Annotated in this window: 10 protein-coding genes; 7 read left to right on the forward strand and 3 right to left on the reverse strand. The window is 52.3% G+C overall.

From position 1 onward, the window contains the following. Nucleotides 1–4: 4 nt before the first annotated feature. Together ACO5JD_RS05380 and ACO5JD_RS05385 are read left to right on the forward strand one after the other, a co-directional pair. Nucleotides 5–2,464, forward strand: a complete 2,460-nt coding sequence (locus ACO5JD_RS05380) for a hypothetical protein (RefSeq protein WP_484988231.1) — start codon at nt 5–7, stop codon at nt 2,462–2,464. 10 nt (nt 2,465–2,474) lie between these two features. After that, nucleotides 2,475–4,544, forward strand: coding sequence for a DUF2357 domain-containing protein (locus ACO5JD_RS05385; RefSeq protein ID WP_484988233.1), 2,070 nt, complete (start codon nt 2,475–2,477; stop codon nt 4,542–4,544). Between the two features lie 193 nt (nt 4,545–4,737). On the opposite strand, the gene ACO5JD_RS05390 is transcribed toward ACO5JD_RS05385, so the two are convergent. After that, nucleotides 4,738–4,989 carry a hypothetical protein gene (locus ACO5JD_RS05390; RefSeq protein WP_484988235.1) on the reverse strand — a complete coding sequence of 84 codons (252 nt, stop codon included), beginning with the start codon at nt 4,987–4,989 and terminating at the stop codon, nt 4,738–4,740. 122 nt (nt 4,990–5,111) lie between these two features. Next, a complete protein-coding gene (locus ACO5JD_RS05395) occupies nt 5,112–5,672 on the reverse strand; it encodes a hypothetical protein (protein ID WP_484988237.1) in 561 nt (186 codons plus the stop codon). 464 nt (nt 5,673–6,136) lie between these two features. Between ACO5JD_RS05395 and ACO5JD_RS05400 the strand changes: the two genes are divergently transcribed. From ACO5JD_RS05400 to ACO5JD_RS05420, 5 genes are all read left to right on the forward strand, one after another. Further along, a complete protein-coding gene (locus ACO5JD_RS05400; RefSeq protein ID WP_484988239.1) occupies nt 6,137–9,931 on the forward strand; it encodes a YobI family P-loop NTPase in 3,795 nt (1,264 codons plus the stop codon). A 1,190-nt stretch (nt 9,932–11,121) separates the two neighbouring features. Beyond that, a complete protein-coding gene (locus tag ACO5JD_RS05405) occupies nt 11,122–11,460 on the forward strand; it encodes a thiamine-binding protein (RefSeq protein ID WP_484988241.1) in 339 nt (112 codons plus the stop codon). Nucleotides 11,461–11,470: 10 nt separating this feature from the next. Continuing rightward, the gene (locus ACO5JD_RS05410) at nt 11,471–12,253 is read left to right on the forward strand and encodes an ABC transporter permease (RefSeq protein ID WP_484988243.1); all 783 of its coding nucleotides are present in this window, start codon (nt 11,471–11,473) and stop codon (nt 12,251–12,253) included. Continuing rightward, nucleotides 12,253–13,302, forward strand: a complete 1,050-nt coding sequence (locus ACO5JD_RS05415; RefSeq protein ID WP_484988245.1) for an ABC transporter substrate-binding protein — start codon at nt 12,253–12,255, stop codon at nt 13,300–13,302. The genes ACO5JD_RS05410 and ACO5JD_RS05415 overlap by 1 nt, the downstream gene beginning before the upstream one ends. Before the next feature lie 2 nt (nt 13,303–13,304). Beyond that, nucleotides 13,305–14,120 carry an ABC transporter ATP-binding protein gene (locus tag ACO5JD_RS05420; protein ID WP_484988247.1) on the forward strand — a complete coding sequence of 272 codons (816 nt, stop codon included), beginning with the start codon at nt 13,305–13,307 and terminating at the stop codon, nt 14,118–14,120. 215 nt (nt 14,121–14,335) lie between these two features. Here ACO5JD_RS05420 and ACO5JD_RS05425 read toward each other — a convergent pair whose 3' ends face one another. Next, complete coding sequence (locus ACO5JD_RS05425) at nt 14,336–14,845, reverse strand: DUF5684 domain-containing protein (RefSeq protein ID WP_484988249.1); 510 nt, start codon at nt 14,843–14,845, stop codon at nt 14,336–14,338. Nucleotides 14,846–14,957 lie beyond the last annotated feature (112 nt).

Genomic DNA, 14,957 nt, shown 5'->3' on the forward strand with positions numbered 1-14,957 from the left:
CAGCATGTCCAAAAGAAATAGGAGCAATCGGCATCGGCAGCAGAACAGCCGAAGGCAGTCCCAACAAAGCGGTGGCGGAGCCTTGCAACCTAAAGCGACAGCCGTTGCTACCCAGAAAGCCGAGCCAATAACCCAAGAGACTGTGGCGGCCAGCGCTAACGAGGCCGAGTTCGAGTCAAAGAAAGAGGAGCTCATCAAACAACTAGCGGATGATATTAAAGGTTGGGAGGATGAGCGTGACTCCGTAAAGCGTGAGACTGAAGAAGCAAAAGTCATGCTTACAGAGCTTGACGAAAAAAAGGTTGAGCTGAAGACGGAGTTGGAAGTCCTGCAGACGCAGGTCGAAGACGCGCACAGAGCCCTTGATGATGCCGAGGCCGCGAGGGGGAGGGTGGAAGAAGAAGCCAGCGCAATACGTAGCGAGGCTGACTCTTATGCCGAGGAGACGAGGCGGGCAGTTGATGAGGAGCGCGTCGCCGAGCTTGCCAAGGTGGCAGGCGAGTCGAGGGCCGCTTGGCAAGCCCAGATAGATGACCTTGAAAAGCAGTTTGAGGAACTGGCCGTCAGAGAGAAGGAGCTCGCCTCCGAGCGTCGGAAGCTTGACAGAGATAAGTCAAGGCTAGAGGACGACCAAGAAGCCCTGTCAGAGCTGAGAGGCCTCCTTGTCGCTCGCAAGAAGCGTTATGACGAGGCATCTCCCGCAGCAGTTGTCGCCCTGCAGCTTGAGCTCGATGACGAACGTGCCAAGTACGAGGCTCTAGTCAAGGGGCATGAGGAGCTGTCAAAACGATATGCTGACCTACAGGCCCTCGTTGACTCGATGCGCGCAGAGGTGGCGGACTCTGATGGCGCTTCGAAGACAATCGCTATCGGACAGCTGGTCGATTCGTTCAGGAGCCTTCGTGAGAGGTACGAGAAACTCTCGAGTGTCTATGGCTCTTACCCCGACGACGAGGCGATAGCTGCCCTAGAGGAGAAGGCTCGTAGGGCTGAAGCCCTGGAACGCGAAAACGATGCACTCCTCGATGAAAGAAATCGATATCGCGACGAGTTGGCTGTAGTCGAGAACGAGAGACGAGAGTTGCAGACGATAAGGAGGTCGACCGCAGCGACCTATGCCCTGAACGACCATCTGCTGCGCGAGCTTGAGAGCCACAAGGCAGCCCTTGAAAGCAGGACGGAGGATACCTGCGTGTCGCTCACCCAGGTGGATGTCGAAACGGAGTCTCCTGAGTTTGTTGCTGACGTAAACCACAGGGTCAACCATCCTGGGTTTAAGACCTTAAGGGATATCGTGCAGCATGTTAAGAACTATGCCGGAAGTCGACCTGAAGCTGAGCGTCTGTACTATACGGAAAACGACATCCGCGCCTTCCTCGCCGGCATGTCGGTGAGCCGCCTTGTCATACTGCAGGGAATGTCTGGTACCGGCAAATCAAGTCTGCCGCGCATTTTTGCCGAAGCCATTTCCGGGTTCAACAAGATGATTCCCGTCGAGTCTTCCTGGAGGGACCGCAACGAACTCTTGGGGTACTACAACGACTTCAGCAAGAAGTTCAATGCCAAAACCTTTACCGTAGAGCTCTACAGGAGCGGGAAGGGCCACTGCCGCAAAATCCCGACCTTCATCGTGCTAGACGAAATGAACCTGGCTCGAATCGAGTACTACTTCACGGACTTCCTTTCGATTCTTCAGGAGCCCGATCATGTCAAGTGGCTTGTAGAGCTCGTTTCATCGGACATGAGAACGTTGCCCACCGAGCTTCCGGAGAAAGTACGCGAGGCGATGAGGAGGAGCGATCCGTCTATTTACGAGATATGGGAATCGATTGAGAAGAGCCGCAGCGGAGATCCGGATGCCAGAGTATCCGACAAGGATCGTGACCTCTTGTTTGCGCATCTAGATAAGGCCGATCAGTTGATCGGCGCAAGAGACCTGGTTGATGGACGCAAGATCAGGGTCACAGACAACGTGTGGTTCATCGGCACGGTCAACAGAGATGAATCAACCTTTGAGATTAGCGACAAGGTGTATGACCGCGCGCAGGTTGTTTCCCTCAACAGGAGGGGAGTTCCTGAGGGGAGCTATGGAAGCTCCAGCTCCTCGCCAAGATTTATCTCCGCTTCTTCCCTGCAAAAGCTGTTTGACGAGGCGGTAAGAGATAATGATGTCCACGCAGAAGTTGAGGAAAGATTGGGCGCACTGGACAGCCTGCTCATAGAAAAGTTCGATACCTCTTTTGGCAACCGCATCGTAACCCAGACCAACAGGTTCTCGTCGGTATTCATCGCGGCTGGCGGATCGCTTGTGGATGCCCTTGACTATCAGATATCCACGAAGATTATCCGCAAGGTCATCACCAGCGACGATGAGGAGGCGTTGCTCGATCTTTCCGAGGGGCTCGAAGACTATTCGGAAGCTGCCAGGTTGGTGGAAAAGCGACTGAGGGAACTAAGGAACTGAGCCATCAACCATGAAAGTCTGCTACCACTCTGCCTTTAGATTCGAGGAACTAAAGCCGGATCGCGTTTTCTCCGCGATTCCGACCTTGGCCGCCCTGGAGTTGAGTAAGGATAGGAACGAACCACCTTACGAGCTTCTTTACAATGGGGACCTTATCGACTCCAACACAGAAAGACTCCCCTGCTGCGACAGGGCGGAGCTTATCGTTAAGCAGGGCAGCCACCGATACGTGTATTCGGTTCTTCCTAGCGTAAAGCCCGTTTCTGCGAAATGCATCGGTGCATACGAACAGTTCTCGTTTGACCACAGCCGCCTGGAGACGGATGCAATCCAGGGTGTTTGCGACGGACTTCTGAAGCTATATGCAATCGATCAGAGTACGGAGGTCAGAGACTGGTCGCCTATTTTCGACCAGCTCGACAAGGCGTATGGAGCTTTCAAGGCAATCTGCGAGAAGCCGAAGTCCCATCTCAAGTCAGTGAATGAGATCAGACCAATCGAGACCGTCAAGCGTGTAGGATACGAGTCCATCCCGTACCTTGCTGCTCACAGCGAGGATTGGCTGGCTAGGACTGCCAGCGGGTTGAAACCCGCCCGGCTGTTTTCTAGGGTCGAGGAGGATGACTACCACATCTATGAGAATCGCCTGGTAAAAACCCTTATCGACTTAGTGCTCAGCTTCCTGAGAAGAACCGAAAAGGAGCTCAGAGACCAAAGGGCCCAGCTTAAGGGAATTCTTGACAGCAGCGTGCAAATGGAGAGCTTCGGTTTTGACGCAGACTTCCAAAAGGCAGTCAAAGAGCTGATATCATCAGACAAAAAGGACGACGAGTACCGTTCGAAAAGCCTCGTGCTGATTGAGCGTTTACGGGGTAGGGCCCAGTCCTTGTTGAGAAGGTATAGGTCTCTCCGCAAGTCGAAGCTGTACAGGTATCTGAAGAGGGCTAAGCCGGTAACCAACCCTGTGAACGACACGAACATGCTCCTTATGGAACGTTACTACAGCGTCATCTTCAAACTGTGGAAAGAGATGCACGATGTGATTGCCCCGAGCAACGATGTCGATGACGCGAGGGTCGATTTCGCATCGACCTGCGGTAACTATCTTCTCTATTGCTCGGTCCTGTGTGAATATGCTGCCCATGTTCTCGGGTTCGAACTCAAAGGATCCAAATACGTGAGGGGGCGCGACCATATCTCCTTGGAAATCAACAGCAACGAGGGAGGATGGCTTGATCTCATCATTTCTGATGTTGAACCCCTGTCCTTGCGAATACGTGAGGATTTGCAAGTCCCGTTAGCGGCCGGCAATGCAGCGCATCGCTTTGTGTTCGACGGAGAAAGGCTCTCGTGGCCAAGAGACATCACTGCACAAGAGATTGAATCCCTTTGCGGCATGTTCAAGTCGAAAGAGAGCAGGGGAAAGCAGCAGGCTGCAGAGAGGCGCAGATACGCGTCGCTTAAGCAGGCAATTGACGAGGTGCGAAGGTCGCATCCCAAGCAAAAATGCGCACGCTTCGCGATACTGCCCTTTGCGGTTGAGCTAAGCGCGGATACTCGCACAGCCTTTCGAAAAGCTGTGGAGTCGATGGCCAAAGAGATTCTTTCTAGGCGTCAATACGATTTGGTTGTGGTGGGGATGCCGGCATGCGGCGAGAGCGAGCAAAAACTTACCACCTACGCATTTGGGGATGAGGAAAGACTCTGCTTGTTGCCCCTCTCGATGTTCGACATCAATTCCTTCAGACGCATCCAAAACCTTCTGTATCGGGGTATCGTAGGGCTTGGCAAGGATAGTTGCCCAAATTGTGGCCGTAAGACAATCGGCAGAGACGGCCGATATAGATGCGAAGCGTGTGGTGGTCTTATCCTTACGAATACGATGTGTCCCAATGAGGTCTGTGGATATAGGTATAGCTACATGAGCTATGAGACCCTACAAGCAACTGTTAACAAGATTCGCAGAGTAAAGTCAGATGACTTCTTCCAGTGGGACAGCCTCTACCAGTACAAGAACATAGTCGAAATGCGTGCAACTACAGATAGGGTTAGACCAATTTGCCCCCACTGCGGTTGCTAGAGTAATGACCGCCCGCTGGTCTGAATGGATGCTTACGTGATCCACCAGCGCCTAGTCCTTGCGTTAGGGTTCTTCTCACCTGTGCCCTCGGGTCGGGGTTCCGGGGTGGCGGTGATGGGGACGTGGGTGCATCCCCGATCCGAGTCGGGGCGGAGCGTGTCTGGAGGCACCCGATGGGTGGGCGCCTCGGGTGCTAGTCCTCAAGCCATGACGGGTCGCAGGTCTTGTCGTAGCCCCACATGTGATCCCACATCAGTCCGAATGCGGCGTCGGCGTTCTCCAGCAGCGTCGCGGCGACGGCGCGCGCCCTGCGGTCTTCGTCCCACTGCTGCCATTCCTGTGTCTGCTGCCCCTCCTCAACGACCTCGGCTACGTACTCGGATCCCTCCTCACAGAGGGAGAGGGCTACTGCCTCTGCCCCCAGGCGCTGCGTGCGCCATGACATTCTGTGGACCCAGCGCTTTATGGCTTGGATCCGGGGGCCTTCCCACTTGCCTTTTCAGCGTTCATGACGTCTCCAATCCGGGGCGAGCGCCCTGCCCGCCCCTGTCCGCCTGCTTCCTACCGCTATGCTTCCATGGCTGTCTGCAGATCCTCAACCATGGCCTTGGTGGCATCGCGCACCACCTGCAGGCACTGGCGCATCTCCTCGTCGCTCTTGCCCGACGCCCAGCTCGCCACGTAGCTGAAGCTGTATCCGCTCGTGTCCAGCCCGAGCGCGGCGCTCGCGGCGTAGGCGACGCTCTCGGCCTGCACTTCTCGCATGGCGCGGTCGGGCATACCCTCGGGGTCCCCGTCGTGCAAGCGGCTGTGTGCCAGCTCGTGCAGCGCGGTCTTGACGGTCTGGCCCTCGGGCATGCCCTCGCGGATGGCGATGAGCTTGCCGCGGCGGAAGAATCCGTTGGCGCCTTCGGATAGGTCGGCGACGAACTCGACGGGATAGGCGCTCACGGAGCGGATGGCGCCGAGTACGGCGGCATAGCGGTCCACGCCCTGCGGGACCTCGTCGACGAGGGTCGGCAGGGGCTCGCTCTCGGTCTGGCTGACGTCGAAGATGTGGCCCACGCGGAAGCTGGCCACATGGGCGGTGGCAGATATCTGCATGGCGATAAGCAGGGTGTTGCCCATGGAATAGTCGTAGAACTTGGCGAGACTCCGCAGCCATGACTCCCATCGTTCGGATTGCCAGACGTCGCGCAACAACGTCCTTGCCGAGGCGGTCGAGCGCCTTGCGTGCGCGCTCCTGTGCCCTCTCGCGTGTCTGCTCGCGCTCTGCCTTGCTCATAGTCTCTTCTCCTCTCGGGTGGCGGGTCCGCGCTTCCTGCGCGTGCTTGTCACTCTTGAAGATCGAGGGCTTGCGCCCCGTGGTAGGCGGAGGGCACATAAGCTCTGCGGCAACCTCCACCAATCGCGGCACGGCGATTTGTGTGGGGCTCTGTGGTTCCGTGGGGCTTTGACCGCAGTTGTGTGAGGTATTGTGGGTGGGGTCTGGGGTATGGCTCTAGCATGGGGCGGAATATGGACGAATATGTGAGCTTGCTCACTGTCCAAATGCGTCTGCTCAGATTGCTAAGCTTAGACTTGGGTAACCTATGTTTGAGAAGTCGAGGTTTACGAGCTGGTGGCCGCCGCAGCTTGTTGTATTGGGGAGCAAAATGGCTCTATGGACTGATGGTGGAGACAAGCAACAAAAGGCGTTCGGCTCTTTGACGCCAAGGATATTGAGTGCCGAGGAGTTCTCTACCTATTCCGATGAATTCGAATACATCTTTTCCGATGCCGATATTAGGAACATTGCACTCTCCGGACAGTATGGTGCTGGTAAGAGCTCGGTGATGAAGACATACGAAGAAAACCAACAAGCGGCAGGACACAACTTCGTTCATATTTCGTTGGCCAACTTCAATGAGGTTGAGACTGGAGACGATGGCATTGATGGAGATGAGACGTGCCAAGTCGAGGAGAAGATCCTAACCCATCTTGTCCATCAGCTCGATATAAATAATGCTCCAAAGTCCAGGTTCAAGAAGACCTCGGACAGTGATGGCCTGCATGACATTATTCTTGCGGTCTCGATTGTACTGTTCGCAGTGCTTTCCATCCTGTTGCTTAGGTGGTACGGGAAGGCAGCGATTACGGGGCGGCTGTTTATTCGCGTCATGATTTCCGCTGTCGCATGGATGCTGCTCCTGTTCTCCTTTGTTTACCAGGCGGTTCGCCGAGAGTCTCTTACGGGGGTCCTGAGAAAGCTCAAGTTTGGGGATCTCGAGGTCGACCTCAGCAATGACAACAAAGCTACGCCGCTTGACAGGTATATGGATGACATCGTCTACCTCATCAATTCTTCAAACAAGGACGTCGTTGTCTTTGAAGACCTCGACAGATTCGGTAGTGTTGGCCTGTTTGAGAAACTCAGGGAGATAAACGAGTTGGCAAATGCCACTCGAAAGAATAAGGCACCGTTAAGATTCTTCTATCTCATCAGAGATGGGTTGTTCTCGGAAGCGAGAGATCGTACTAAGTTCTTCGACTTTATCATCCCCGTGGTGCCTTTCGTTGATCCCAGTAATGCAGAATCCATACTCATACAGCGTCTGAAATCCGTGGGTGTCGAAATTGACCAGACCTTCTTGTATCAGCTAGCCCTTTTCATTAATGATCCAAGAATACTGACCGACATCTTAAATGAATTTCAGCACTACGCAACTGCCGTGTTGCCAGCTAACAAGACAAGACTTGCTTCAGACGAGTACGGACGACTTCTTGCGATGATTGCATTCAAGGCGTTGTTCCCTGGTGATTTCGAATTTTTGCAGATAGGACGTGGATGTATCGCAACTTTGTTAGAGAAGAGGCGAATCCTGGTAAGCGAGCTTTTGGAAGTGAACAAAAGGCGAATCGTTGAGATTGATGAGGAGCTCAAAGAGATTAAATCCCTCAATCAACTTAATAACGATGAGCTGACGTTGCTGTACGGGGCTCGTAGTCCTGAATACCCACTTAGCAATTTCCTTAACAGTCAATCTACCCAGCAGACCATGAAGGAAGTCATCAAGGCAATTCGAAAGAACCAACGGGCGGCGAGTCAGCTTGACCAACTGGCGGTGAGGCTTGAAGCTGAAAACAGTGAATATGTTTTGCGAGTTCAGGAGGCAAGTGGTTCTGAACAGAGAAGATCTCTTGTCCTTAGCCATGAAAAGCAGGAACTTGAGCGGCTAGCTATTAATCTTAACAGGATGTGCCTAGCAGATCTTCTTGACTATAGTAACGAAGTAACAGTCGATAAATTCTTTGAGCTGAAGGAACAGGATTTTAAAAGACGGGAGGACTTCAGGGATTGCAATGCTGCATCTATGATGTCGAGTCCTGATTACCCTCTGGTCAAGTTTCTGCTGATATCTGGCATGATTGACGAATCATACAGGAGATATACCAGCTACCTGCATTCAGGCTTAATCGGCCCCGATGATGCTGAGTTCGTTGTGGCTGTCCTTCAGGGTAAGGGTGCCGATGAAGAAAGGAAGATTTACAATCCAGATGCGGTGCTTATCAGGTTGGACGACCGGGTTCTCGGTAGAGTAGGGGCTAGAAACAGGATGCTCTTCTCCAGGCTGATAGAACGAGACGATGAAAAGACAGAATCGTTCGTTAGAGGAATCGGTACTGATGTTGACTTCCGTTTTCTTGCAGAATACATCTGCTCCGAACAGTATAAATGCGAAGTGTTCGAATTGGTTGAACGTACCATACAGATTACAGTCTTAGACCTACTCAATGATGCCCTGCTTCCGATGGAGACCAGACGCGATGTCTGCCACAGGTACATGGCAGACTGCTATGACGCTGCCTGCGATGATGAGTTATCTAGTGGACTTGGCGCATTTGCTTCACGTTACTCGGACTTTCTCGAGGTAAGGGCAGTCGATGATGCCGCGGCCCTTGTAGCTGCGCTTCGACATATTGGCTATAGGCCATCGCAGATAAACCTTGAAACTGCAAACGATATGCTCTTGGAGGTCGTGGTCAGTGGCGGGCTATTCGAGCCAGATGCCACGCTCGTGAACGGCCTTTTAGTCAAGGCCGACGGTGCCGACAATCCTCTCGAACTGGGCAAGCTAATCACTGCCGTGCAGGATAGGATTGGGTCTGATTTCTTCGAGGCCGTTAATCGGAACCTCACCCTGTTTGTGAGCACGGTAATAGCGGACGATCCCTCGCGTGAGCTGCACGACAGCGAGGCCGCCATTGTTTGGATTCTGTCGAGTAATGGTATCAATGACGAGCTTGCTGAGGAATATGCAAAACTGGAGCACGGCGAGAAGCTGCAGAGCCTGGAACACCTGGTAAACGCCAAGAGGAAGACGTTGGCAATCGAATGCAACCTGACCGCCTGCAACGCCGCAAACGTCCTTGGCTACGTCAACACAGTGCAGTCGGTTGACCAAATAATTGTCGATTATCTCGAGGAGAACGGCCTTCCTAATGACCTCAATGGTGAGGGGTGCAGGGTCGCCCTCGGTTCAAAAAACGCCTTGACGGATTTCGCTGCAACAAGTGCAGCCAACATATCCGCACAAATGCTTAGCTTGATTGCCATCATGACCAAGACCCATTACCCGGAGTTTAGGCTAGAGAATGTGCCCGATGACCGCATGCTAAATTTGATTGACCTTGACTGCATCGAAATGAACGCCGACAACCTATGCTTCCTTCGTGTCCACTATGGTGATCTCGTTCACGATTTCACTAAGCGGGATTACTCTAGCTACATTGATCTGGTCATGACGGACTCCTCCCTCTTTGAGCGGGACGAAGCGGTTGGCTTGCTTGCTGAGGATTCCATTCCTGAAGACGATAGACTGTTACTGATGGAGGGCCTTAGTGGGGTTCTCAAGGTTAGTTCCCGCTATCCCGACAAAATCAATGCTGAAATTGTCAGGAACCACTTCAATCAGAATGACTGTGAGGAAATCATCGGAATGTATGATTCCTCATCAGCAACCTTGAAGGAAGCGATTGTTAATCAGCTTGTCAGGGGCGTAGGAACGAGGGGGTTGATAACCTACATATTGTCAATGCCCTTGCTGCTCGAAGTCCTTAAGGAGGAGCCAAACAAGTCTGGCACACGCGAGTTACTCGTCAGAGAACTTAAGATTGCGCGGCAATCAAAGCCCTCCCGGCTCGAGGTGAAGCGTTGTCTGGCAGCTTGTGATTGGGGTGCCCTTGCGGAGGCGCTGGACAAGTCAGGAAAGAAGCTAGGGCGAGATGAAGCGGACAGTAGTATTATTCAGGCGCTTACAGAGCTCGAAATGATATCCGACAAATCGAGGCTTGGTTCTGATGGAAAGTGGTTGATATACAGGCGCGGCTTGCAGCCTTTCGACTAACTTCGTCGACTAGCGATTAACTTCTATCCTGTCGCACGCGAAATGGGTGGCGGGACCCATTACTGCTCACAACACATACGGCTATCATCCTTATATAAGGTTTATGCCTTATAGAGGAGGTCCTGCTCATGCCTGATGAGCAGGACCTTCGCAAGATCATGCTAGACGGCAACAAGACAGAGCGAATCATCTTCGGGATGACCCCCGATCTCAAAGGGCTGTCCAATTTATGTCCAAGGAGAGGCGTATGACTGTCTCGGCATATATCACGTTGCTCATCGTGGACGATGTCCTGCTCCAGAAGGAGTTGCTGCCCGATGGCTGCAGAACGTGGGCTTGACAGTGTCTGCATTACTTGCGAACAGCTGCTCATGCGCGAGATGCGCACGACCTGCTGACGGGACAGTACAGGCTCATCGCCGACTGCCTGGAGGTCCCCCAGGCTGATCCACTCTGGTCTGTTGGCAAGTGGGGAGTTGTCCCTAGTTGATGCCGACTTAGTTACGGTTTCGTTTAACATGTTTTCATCAGCTGCTCTCGTTCATCTAGTACGATGATTGAGAGATATGCCGTCGAGGATCCCCCCATGCGTCTCTTGCGCGTCTCCTCATCCAGGGCGTTGGGCTCCTTTCTCATGAGCTTGGGCGGCTTGGCGGATCTGGTTATGAGCATGGAGGCGATGCATTCCTGCTCCTGTGCAAGGTAGAAGAGCGCTTGAGGGTATTGTGCACGCATGTTACCGTTTCAGTCGCCAGTCCTTCCAACAGTATCCTCTGACCCATCTTGCAGATCATGTTGTTCGTTACTTTGTCGAGCAGTAGTTTCCTGGGTATCAAGGAAAAGGTTCACTTTTCCTCGTGCAGCCTCAATTGGGTTCATTTTTCCGTTTGAGCAAAAAATCAACTGGGCTTTTGTGAAGCCAAAAGTGAATTAGGAACCCTTTTGGCGCGAGGTGAACGGTGGAGCTTTTTCGTGCAAAATCGGACAGAATCGCTAGCTCATCACCGCTCGTTGTCGGCTGCGTGCTACCATACGTCTATAAAGGGGGGCTGGCGCACGCCGGCTGAGATTGGATCCAGTGCGACCCTGACCCGTAGACCTGATCTGGGTAATGCCAGCGTAGGGACCAGCGCATACGAGGGGTCCCGCAATGGCGCGGGACCCTTTTCCTGCGCCGGAAAGGAGAGCAGATGAACTGCTCTGTAGCAATTCAGTATCTTCCCATGGATACCACCAGCGATGAAGAAACTTGCCGTATTGTAGACGCGGTCATTGCCTACATCGACTCGACAGGGCTGGACTATTTTGTTGGACCCTTCGAGACTGCCATCGAAGGCGATTACGATGCGTGTATGGAGTGCGTCAAGCAATGCCAGCTGGTAGGTGCCGCTGCGGGCTGCGGGCATGTAATGACGTATGTCAAGATTGATTACAAGCCCACGGGTGATGTCATGTCCACTGAGCACAAAGTGGGTAAATATCACACGGATGACCCCGAGTTTGCGGCGGTCAAAAAATCCGCTGCGTAATCGTCAACTCATGTTTAGTTTCTCAAGCAAAACTCATCGTCGGCGTCTTGTGGTGCCTAGCATAGCCATCATTGCTTTGCTTGCCTTTTGGCAACTCGCCTGCTCGGCGGGTTGGGTGCCAGGCTTTATGTTGCCCAGTCCCATCCAAGTGGTGCAAGCACTCATCTACGATGCTGCTCTGCTTGCTAGCCACTCAATAACGACACTAATAGAAGCGGCTTTGGGTCTTGCCATCGGCGTGGCGCTGGGTTTTGTGGTTGCCGTGCTGATGGATCGCTTTGAGACGGTAGCCCTTGCGCTCAATCCTCTGGTAACGATCAGCCAAACGGTGCCTACGGTTGCCATTGCTCCTCTGTTAGTGCTGTGGTTTGGCTATGGCCTTGCGCCAAAAGTTATCCTCATTGTTATTTCGACCTTCTTTCCGATAACGGTGTCGCTGGTTGCAGGATTTCGCTCGGTAGATCCTGTTCTCATTGCACTTATGCGTACGATGGGTGCCTCGCGGATGCAAGTGTTTATCAATGCAAAGCTGCCTGCTGCACTAGAGTCTTTCTTCTCTGGATTACGTATTAGTGCTACATATGCCATCGTCGGTGCTGTTATCGCTGAGTGGCTCGGTGGTTTTGCGGGGCTTGGCGTTTATATGACTCGTGTCCGCAAGTCATTTTCGTATGACCGAATGTTCGCCGTAATTCTTCTTATTTCAGCTTTGTCGCTGCTGCTCATGAGGGTTGTTGATCTTATGCAGCGATTGGTAATGCCTTGGCTTAAGGCAGAAAGGAACGACCAATAATGAAGCAAATCAAATTTTCTCAGGGTATTTCTCGCCGTAATTTTCTTGCTGCTAGTGCAACTGCGGCAGGTAGTTTAGCGCTTATCGCCTGTGGTGCTCATACGGGAAAAGAAAATGCAGCAAGCGGTTCTAGTGCGGCTCAAAAAACAACAAAGCTGACCTTTTGCCTAGATTACACACCCAACACCAATCACACGGGCATTTATGTTGCTGCTGCAAAAGGTTACTTTGCCGATGAGGGCCTTGAGGTGGAGATTGTGCAGCCTGCCGAAGACGGCGCTGATGCAATGATTGGTACTGGTCAGGCTCAGTTTGGTGTGTCCTATCAAGACTATATTGCTAACGATATTGCTGGAGGCAATACAGGCATTACGGCGATCGCCGCGATGGTACAGCACAACACCTCAGGCATTATGTCTCGCAAGGAAGACGACATTACTCGTCCCAAGGCGTTGGAGGGTCATAAGTACACCACCTGGGAGATGCCCATCGAGAAAGCTACCATGAAGCAAATCGTCGAAAAGGATGGAGGCGATTGGTCCAAGGTGTCCTTGGTACCCTATACCACCAACGACGATGTTGCGGGCCTTCAGTCAAAGATGTATGACGCCGTGTGGGTATACGAAGGCTGGGCCGTACAGCAGGCTGCCCTGCAGAAAGTCGATGTGAACTACTTTTCCTTTATCTCAATTGACGAGACCTTTGACTATTACACGCCTGTTATTGCAGGTAACGTTGACTATATGAAGAAAAACCCTGACGTTGCCAAGGCGTTTTTGCGTGCAGTCAAGAAGGGCTATGAGTTCTGTGTTGACCATGTAGATGAGGCAGCAGATATTTTGTGCAAGCAGGTACCCGAGCTCGATGCTGACTTGGTAAAGAAGAGCCAAGAATTCCTTGCAGGCCAGTATACGGCTGACGCTACTAGCTGGGGCGTTATTGATCCTGCTCGTTGGAGCAGCTTTTATAAGTGGCTCAACGATAATCAGTTGGTAGAAAAAGAGCTTGATGTAAATGCGGGCTTTGATGCTCAGTACCTCGAGGCATAACTATGAGTTCTGCAGCCTTTGAAAATGCTCCTGTTTTTGCAGATGGTATTATGACGGCGCCTGCCCTGGAAGCGCAGCATCTGAGCTTGTCTTGGGACGGGTCACACGTTGTTGTAGCCGATGTAAATATTACGGTGGGTACTGGTGAAACCGTCTGCATGGCGGGGCGTTCAGGCTGTGGAAAAACTACGATTTTGCATGCTTTAGCTGGGCTTACACAACCTATGGAGGGACGAGTTCTGCTTCATGGGAAAGATGTGACAGGCACTCCAGGTCATGTGAGCTACATGTTTCAAAAAGATTTGCTTATCCCCAGCAAACGGGTGTTGGACAACGTGTGCCTGCCGCTGACGCTCAAAGGTATGAGCAAAGCGGCGGCGCACAAGCAGGCCCGACCGTTGCTGGGGCGTTTTGGTTTGGCTAATACCGAGGATAAGTGGCCATCGGAACTTTCGGGTGGCATGCGCCAGCGCGCTGCTTTTTTGCGTACGTACCTGATGGGCAATGATGTGATGTTGTTGGACGAGCCGTTTTCGGCACTCGATGCAATTACCCGCAAAGACCTACGCGAATGGTTTGTGTCGGCAAGTCGGGAGCTTGGCGTGGCATCGCTGATGATTACTCATGATGTAGATGAAGCAGTTGCCGTGGCAAGTAAAGTGTATGTACTGGGGGGAAATCCATCTGCAGGAAAACCAAGTCATATTGTGGGTGAGGTTTTGGTACAGCGCGAGACAGGGCCGAGTGGCGTTGACTTTGAGCTCACTTCTGCTTTTTTGGAAGCAAAGCGCGCGGTTCTTGCCCTGCTTAACAGGTGATTTACGCTTTCTCCTTCTGCCGCATTCGCAAATGCAGATGGTTCACGTTCCTGTGGCCCCTTGCGCAGATGGTTCACGTTTCGGCATCCATTAACAAAGACGGTTCATTCTTCGGGTTTTCATAAATGCTGACCTGCGATTTTGTGGAAGGACAGACCGAAGCTTGAACCATCTGCGGAGCAGTGGATCAGTGCAACGGAGCAGTACGAAAACGATTACTTCATAGAATCAAAAGGATCACTGGGTGTTGCACCATAGGGTGTGCATGGCTGCGGGCACTGATAGCTGTAGTCACCAAACGCTAAAATCGGTAAGAAGATAAATGGCAGCAAAATAATGCCAACGGCAAACCCAACGCCTTCGCCAAATGCTGCCGCTAGATGTACCATTGTGATAATCCAAAGCACAAGGATTGATAGCGAAAGTAGCCCTGCAGTGGCAATTATCAAAGAAGAGCTATTTGGGGTAATGGCCTTGCTTATAAGGGTGTCGGCTACAGTCACCGCAACCAATGCAATGGTAATTTTGTCATCAGAGTTGGCAATTTTGCCCAGAATATAGCTGTTGTAGTAAGGAACAATTGCAGACCAGCCTGGCTTTCCCGCCTTGGTAAAAATCTTCCACATGGCGATGATGACGAGTGCCGCAAGTACTAAGACAATAAGAAGAAAGACTCCCAGAATACCCATAATGCCCAGAACAAGACTTGTAGTCGTATCGTCCATGATAATCCTTTCTACGGGTTACCTTTACTGTCTACACGACTTGGTAAGATAGTACACGAACCCGAATTCCGAAGCAAATTTTAGCAAATAGGGTCATCTACCTGTGTAGATG

The sequence above is a fragment of the Olegusella sp. genome (assembly GCF_057238325.1).

Bases quoted from the DNA above. Each gene is read 5' to 3' on its own strand.
- ACO5JD_RS05380 (WP_484988231.1), top strand. From the start codon at position 5: ATGTCCAAAAGAAATAGGAGCAATCGGCATCGGCAGCAGAACAGCCGA.
- ACO5JD_RS05385 (WP_484988233.1), top strand. From the start codon at position 2,475: ATGAAAGTCTGCTACCACTCTGCCTTTAGATTCGAGGAACTAAAGCCG.
- ACO5JD_RS05390 (WP_484988235.1), bottom strand. From the start codon at position 4,989: ATGTCATGGCGCACGCAGCGCCTGGGGGCAGAGGCAGTAGCCCTCTCC.
- ACO5JD_RS05395 (WP_484988237.1), bottom strand. From the start codon at position 5,672: ATGGGCAACACCCTGCTTATCGCCATGCAGATATCTGCCACCGCCCAT.
- ACO5JD_RS05400 (WP_484988239.1), top strand. From the start codon at position 6,137: ATGTTTGAGAAGTCGAGGTTTACGAGCTGGTGGCCGCCGCAGCTTGTT.
- ACO5JD_RS05405 (WP_484988241.1), top strand. From the start codon at position 11,122: ATGAACTGCTCTGTAGCAATTCAGTATCTTCCCATGGATACCACCAGC.
- ACO5JD_RS05410 (WP_484988243.1), top strand. From the start codon at position 11,471: ATGTTTAGTTTCTCAAGCAAAACTCATCGTCGGCGTCTTGTGGTGCCT.
- ACO5JD_RS05415 (WP_484988245.1), top strand. From the start codon at position 12,253: ATGAAGCAAATCAAATTTTCTCAGGGTATTTCTCGCCGTAATTTTCTT.
- ACO5JD_RS05420 (WP_484988247.1), top strand. From the start codon at position 13,305: ATGAGTTCTGCAGCCTTTGAAAATGCTCCTGTTTTTGCAGATGGTATT.
- ACO5JD_RS05425 (WP_484988249.1), bottom strand. From the start codon at position 14,845: ATGGACGATACGACTACAAGTCTTGTTCTGGGCATTATGGGTATTCTG.